This window comes from Sphingopyxis sp. (genome assembly GCF_035565275.1).
GTDB lineage: Bacteria > Pseudomonadota > Alphaproteobacteria > Sphingomonadales > Sphingomonadaceae > Sphingopyxis.
In genome coordinates, this window is the sequence record NZ_DATMST010000185.1 from 1 (window position 1) to 4,911 (window position 4,911).

At 67.1% G+C, this 4,911-nt stretch carries 5 protein-coding genes; 4 read left to right on the forward strand and 1 reads right to left on the reverse strand.

Annotation, left to right across the window (positions count from 1 at the left end; translation table 11 throughout):
* The first annotated feature begins 73 nt into the window (after positions 1–73).
* The 3 genes from hemH (at position 74) to phbB (ending at position 3,524) form a co-directional block, all read left to right on the forward strand.
* A complete protein-coding gene (gene hemH / locus VN047_RS12955) occupies positions 74–1,045 on the forward strand; it encodes a ferrochelatase (RefSeq protein WP_325543313.1) in 972 nt (323 codons plus the stop codon).
* 94 nt (positions 1,046–1,139) lie between these two features.
* Positions 1,140–2,711, forward strand: a complete 1,572-nt coding sequence (locus VN047_RS12960) for a DUF1963 domain-containing protein (protein ID WP_325543305.1) — start codon at positions 1,140–1,142, stop codon at positions 2,709–2,711.
* A 90-nt stretch (positions 2,712–2,801) separates the two neighbouring features.
* Positions 2,802–3,524, forward strand: a complete 723-nt coding sequence (phbB, locus tag VN047_RS12965; protein ID WP_325543307.1) for an acetoacetyl-CoA reductase — start codon at positions 2,802–2,804, stop codon at positions 3,522–3,524.
* A gap of 118 nt (positions 3,525–3,642) precedes the next feature.
* On the opposite strand, the gene VN047_RS12970 is transcribed toward phbB, so the two are convergent.
* A complete protein-coding gene (locus tag VN047_RS12970) occupies positions 3,643–4,386 on the reverse strand; it encodes a helix-turn-helix domain-containing protein (RefSeq protein ID WP_325543309.1) in 744 nt (247 codons plus the stop codon).
* Positions 4,387–4,499: 113 nt separating this feature from the next.
* Here VN047_RS12970 and VN047_RS12975 point away from each other — a divergent pair, with 113 nt between their 5' ends.
* Positions 4,500–4,736: a ribbon-helix-helix domain-containing protein gene (locus VN047_RS12975; RefSeq protein ID WP_325543311.1), complete on the forward strand. Its 237-nt coding sequence runs from the start codon at positions 4,500–4,502 to the stop codon at positions 4,734–4,736.
* The last annotated feature ends 175 nt before the right edge of the window (positions 4,737–4,911 follow it).

Genomic DNA, 4,911 nt, shown 5'->3' on the forward strand with positions numbered 1-4,911 from the left:
CCGCGATCGCCAATGCGATGTTCGCCGCGACCGGCCGCCGCATCCGCCGCCTGCCGCTGTCGGCGCATCCGCTGTGAGCAGGGCATCGTCCATTGGCGTGCTGCTGGTCAACCTCGGCACTCCCGACGCGCCCGACGCACCGGCGGTGCGGCGTTATCTCGCCGAATTCCTGTCCGATCGCCGCGTCGTCGAAATCCCGCAGATCCTGTGGCAGCCGATCTTGCGCGGCGTCATCCTGCCGCTACGGCCGAAAAAATCGGCGCATGCTTACCGTCAGGTGTGGACCGACGAAGGCTCGCCGCTCGCGGCGATCACCCGCGCGCAAAGCCATGCCTTGCAAGCAGCGATCGGCGATAGGGTGCGGGTCGCTTACGCAATGCGCTATGGCCAACCCGCAATCGGCCCGGCGATCGACGCGCTGATGGCGGCGGGGTGCGATCGCATTCTGGTCGCCCCGCTCTATCCGCAATATTGCGCCGCGACGACCGCGACTGCGGTCGATGCGGCATCGGCGCACCTCGCGACGCTGCGCGCGCAACCGGCGCTGCGCTTCCTGCCGCCCTATCATGACAATGCCGTCTATATCGACGCGCTGAAAGCGTCGGTGGAGGCGGGGCTCGCAGCGCTCGATTTCGCGCCCGATGTGCTGCTCGCGAGCTTTCACGGGATGCCCGAAAGGACGCGGGCGCTCGGCGACCCTTATCACGACCAGTGCCAGGCCACTGCGCGCCGGCTGTCCGGCGCGCTGGGAAGACCCGTCGAGGTTGCGTTCCAGTCGCGTTTCGGCCGCGCCCGATGGCTCGAACCTGCGACCGACGCGCGGCTCGCAGAGCTCGGCCGCGAAAACCGCAGCGTCGCGATCTTCGCTCCCGGTTTTTCGGCCGACTGCCTCGAAACGCTCGAAGAGCTGGCGATCCGCGGGAAAGAGCAGTTCGAGGCGGCAGGCGGGACGCGCTTCGCCTACATCCCCTGCCTCAACGCCGAACCGCCCGGCATGGCGATGATCGAGACGCTGATCCGGCGCGAACTCGCGGGATGGGTCTGAGCGCCAACGCTTACCAACTGTTTAGATCGATGCGTTAAATTGATCCGACACGGCGCCGGAAAGGCGCGGGGTCGCACCAATTCGGAGATACGCCATGAACCAGATCGAATCGGCAGCGCTGATGCTGGCCGGTGCCACGCTGGCTTTCGGGGCGATCCTGTTTGCGCTGTGGTCGCTGCGCCGCACGCGCACCGCCCCCGCCGTGCCGCGCATGCCACGCGAACCGGGCGAAAGCCGGCTGCCCCGATTGTCGCGCAAGACCAACGCCGCGATCGATCATGTCGAAATCTCGCCCGCGCGTCTCGCGCGGATCAGCGGCAAGGCACCGCTCGACCGGCTGAGCGAGGCCAGAATCGTGCCGTCGCCTGCTCCTGACCCGGTTCCCGACCTCGCGCCGGCGATCGACGCGCGCCTCGAATCGATCGCGGCCGCGGTCGAGCAGCGCGCATGGGAGGGCGAAGAGCCCGTCCCGCTGAACGGGGAAGCGGTGACCATTCGCATCGTCCCGCAAATCCCGCCGCGCGATGCGATATCGACGAGCAGCTGGCTGGGCGGCCGTCCGCACCTGCCGCACGGCATGGCGTGGCCCGACATCGGGGGTACGCCCGCCAATTTCCTCGCGCAGATCGACTGCACCGGACTGCCGCGCGACCTGTGGGACGGTCTCGGACCGCGTGACGGGTCGCTTGCCTTCTTTATCCATCGCCGGGACCTTGAGGTCCGCGCCCTCCATATCCGCACCGCCGGGGTACCGGTAATACCGCCGCTGGCGCTCGCCGGCGAGGATGGCTGGTTCGGCCCGCAGGGCGGCCTTGCCGGGGGCGAGCTTGCGTCCTTTGCCGTGCCCGCCTTTCCCGAATGGCCCGTCGACCTTGTCGCCGTAGGTCCGGGCGACGAGGACCCGCGCAGCGAAGACGATCGGGAGGAGCCGGGGCTCGCGCTCTACGGGCGCGGCTATGACATCGCCGACCCGGCCTTCCACCCTTTCGACTGGGGCAGCATGACCGCGATGGTCGCGCTGCTGGAAAGGCGGCTCGACCGGTTGGTGACCGATACCCCTGCGCTTCCCGACGCGAGCGCCGGGGAGATCGCCGAGCTGGAGCAATGCGCGGCGATCAACCGCGAGGCGCGCATACGCGCCGGAGAAATCATCGGAATCGTCCACGACAGTGCCGCGCGCGAGACCTTCTCGGCTGGCGACGCGACCGCGGTGATGGCCGCGCTGCACGCGATCCGCTGGGCGAAGACCCTGCGGACGGCCGATCCCGAAACGGACGCCGGGCGGGTCGAGTTGATCACGCTGCCGCTGACGACGCACCGTGCCGACGCCGATCTGTGGGTTCACGATTATCAGACCATCTTGTTCGACCGGGCGAAACATGCCTGGTGCGCCAACCCGGACAGCCTGTCCGCACCCGCGCGCGCCTTCTACGAACCCTGGTGGCGCGACCTTGCCGCGCGCGGGATGGCGGCGATGGGACACATGCCCTTCGGCGCCATCCCCGACCATGACCCGGACCGCGATGCGGTGCTGATCGAACTGCCAACGAGCGGGCTGATGAGCCGCGTCTTCGGCGACCGGGGCAATCTGGTCGTGACGATCGACAAGGCCGACCTTGCGATCGGCGACTTCTCGAAGCTTCGGGCAGAGATCGGCCACCCCTGAACAGCTTTGCGATTGACGTTCCGGTAAACTTGCGGCGACTGCGTTCGCGGCCTACTCACAAGGGGATAACTCTGTGGGAGAGCTTGATTTATGGCACGTATCGCAATCGTCACCGGTGGCAGCCGCGGCATCGGGGAGGCGATCTCCCTGAAACTGCAGGAACAGGGCGTCACCGTCATCGCCAACTATGCCGGCAATGATGAAAAGGCGCGCGCGTTCACCGAGCGCACCAGGATCAGGGCGATGAAGTGGGACGTCGGCGACCATCAGGCGTGCCTCGACAGCTGCGCGCAGATCGCGGCCGAAGTCGGCGCAATCGACATCGTCGTCAACAACGCGGGCATCACCCGCGACGGCACCCTCGCCCGGATGAGCTACGACGACTGGGACGACGTCATGCGCGTCAATCTCGGCGGCTGCTTCAACATGGCCAAGGCGACCTTTGGCGGCATGGTCGAGCGCGGCTGGGGCCGCATCGTCAACATCGGATCGATCAACGGGCAGGCCGGCCAGTACGGGCAGGTCAACTATGCCGCAGCCAAATCGGGCATCCACGGCTTCACCAAGGCGCTGGCACAGGAAGGCGCCAGGAAGGGCGTCACGGTCAACGCAATCGCGCCCGGCTATATCGACACCGACATGGTCGCCGCTGTTCCCGCGCCGGTGCTCGAAAAGATCGTTGCGAAGATCCCGGTGGGCCGCCTCGGCCAAGCCGACGAAATCGCACGCGGCGTCGCCTTTCTGTGCAGCGAGGACGCAGGCTTCGTGACCGGATCGACGATGAGCATCAATGGCGGGCAGCATATGTACTGACAATGGCCGGCGCGAAAGTGGCAGCCACCGGCACGGCCAGAGGGGCGGACAGCCCTGAAAGGCCGGCCGAACCCGTCTGACGGCAGGCGGCGGCTTTGCCGTCGCCCGGCAAGCCGCCCTACTCCACCGTCACTCCCACCACGCGCCACGCACCACCCTCGCGCACCAGCGACAGTGTTTCGATCACCCCTGCCTTGTTCGCATAATCGGTGCGGAACTTGACCATCTGATAGCCATAGGGCGGTGCGGGCACCGTTTCTTCGCTGATCAGCGCGCGCGATTTCACCGCCCCCAGTGGCCCCTGCACCTGCTGCGCCACCCGGCTCCAGGTCTCGACCGTGTTGAGCGCCTTGAATGACTGGCCGGTCGCCTCCCAGCTCGCATTCCAGTCGCCCTTCTCGACCAGCGCGAGCCAGTCGCGTGCCGCGACGACGGCGGCGCTTTCGGCGGGCGCGGTTGAGGGCGCAGCGGCCGGTGCGTCGGCGGTTCCGGTCATCGAAGAGAAAGCGAGCAGGGCGAGGGTTAGCGACATCAGGAGACCTCCAGCGATCCAGCCGAGCGGCCGCACCATGCGGGACGCCTCGACCGATGCCGAAACCTCGCTGCCGCCGACGCCAACGGCATCCCCCAAATCCTTGTCCCCGAATGTTTCGGGGTGCTGCCGTTCCATCGCGCGCAGTTGACGGGCCGCCTCGCGGCTGCTGGAAACCGCCATCTTGCGCCGTGCATCGCGAAGCCGTTCGTTGATCGTATGGACCGAAAGCCCCAGATGCCGCGCCATCGATTTCGCGTCATGCCCGTCAACCAGCAGGCGCAACGTCTCCTTTTCCTTTTCGGTAAGAGACTGAAATTCTGCTGTCATGGGCTCGCCTGCCTTTGCGCCGGGTCGGTCTGCCCGTTTACGAAGCGCCCAAATTGCGATCTACCCCAAATAAATCGTACCCGCATCGCACGCACAGACTGTAGGTCCTCAACATGCCCCCCGCTTATCACCCCCCGGTCAAGCGTTCGGTAACCATCGCCGGCCACCCGACCTCGATCAGCCTCGAGCCGATGTTCTGGGACGCGCTGGAGGCCGAAGCGGCGCGGCTGGCGCTGCCAGTCAATGCGCTCGTCGCGCGGATCGATGTCGAGCGGATGGAGGCGAACGACCCGCCGAACCTGACCTCGGCGATCCGGCAATGGCTGTGGCGGCAGCGTCCGGACGACTAGATTGCCGCGTAGATCGCCAGCCCGAACGCCGCGCCCTTGTCGGGCGCGTGATGCAGGAACAGCGACGGTTCGATCAGTTCGAGTTCCATGATATGCAGTTTGCCCTGCGCGTCGCCGACCATATCGACGCGCGCATAAACCGGCGCCGCCGGCGCCGCAGCGAGCGCCGCCGCGG

Coding starts and splice junctions, on each gene's coding strand:
- VN047_RS12970 (WP_325543309.1), bottom strand. CDS start 4,386: ATGACAGCAGAATTTCAGTCTCTTACCGAAAAGGAAAAGGAGACGTTG.
- VN047_RS12960 (WP_325543305.1), top strand. CDS start 1,140: ATGAACCAGATCGAATCGGCAGCGCTGATGCTGGCCGGTGCCACGCTG.
- VN047_RS12975 (WP_325543311.1), top strand. CDS start 4,500: ATGCCCCCCGCTTATCACCCCCCGGTCAAGCGTTCGGTAACCATCGCC.
- phbB (WP_325543307.1), top strand. CDS start 2,802: ATGGCACGTATCGCAATCGTCACCGGTGGCAGCCGCGGCATCGGGGAG.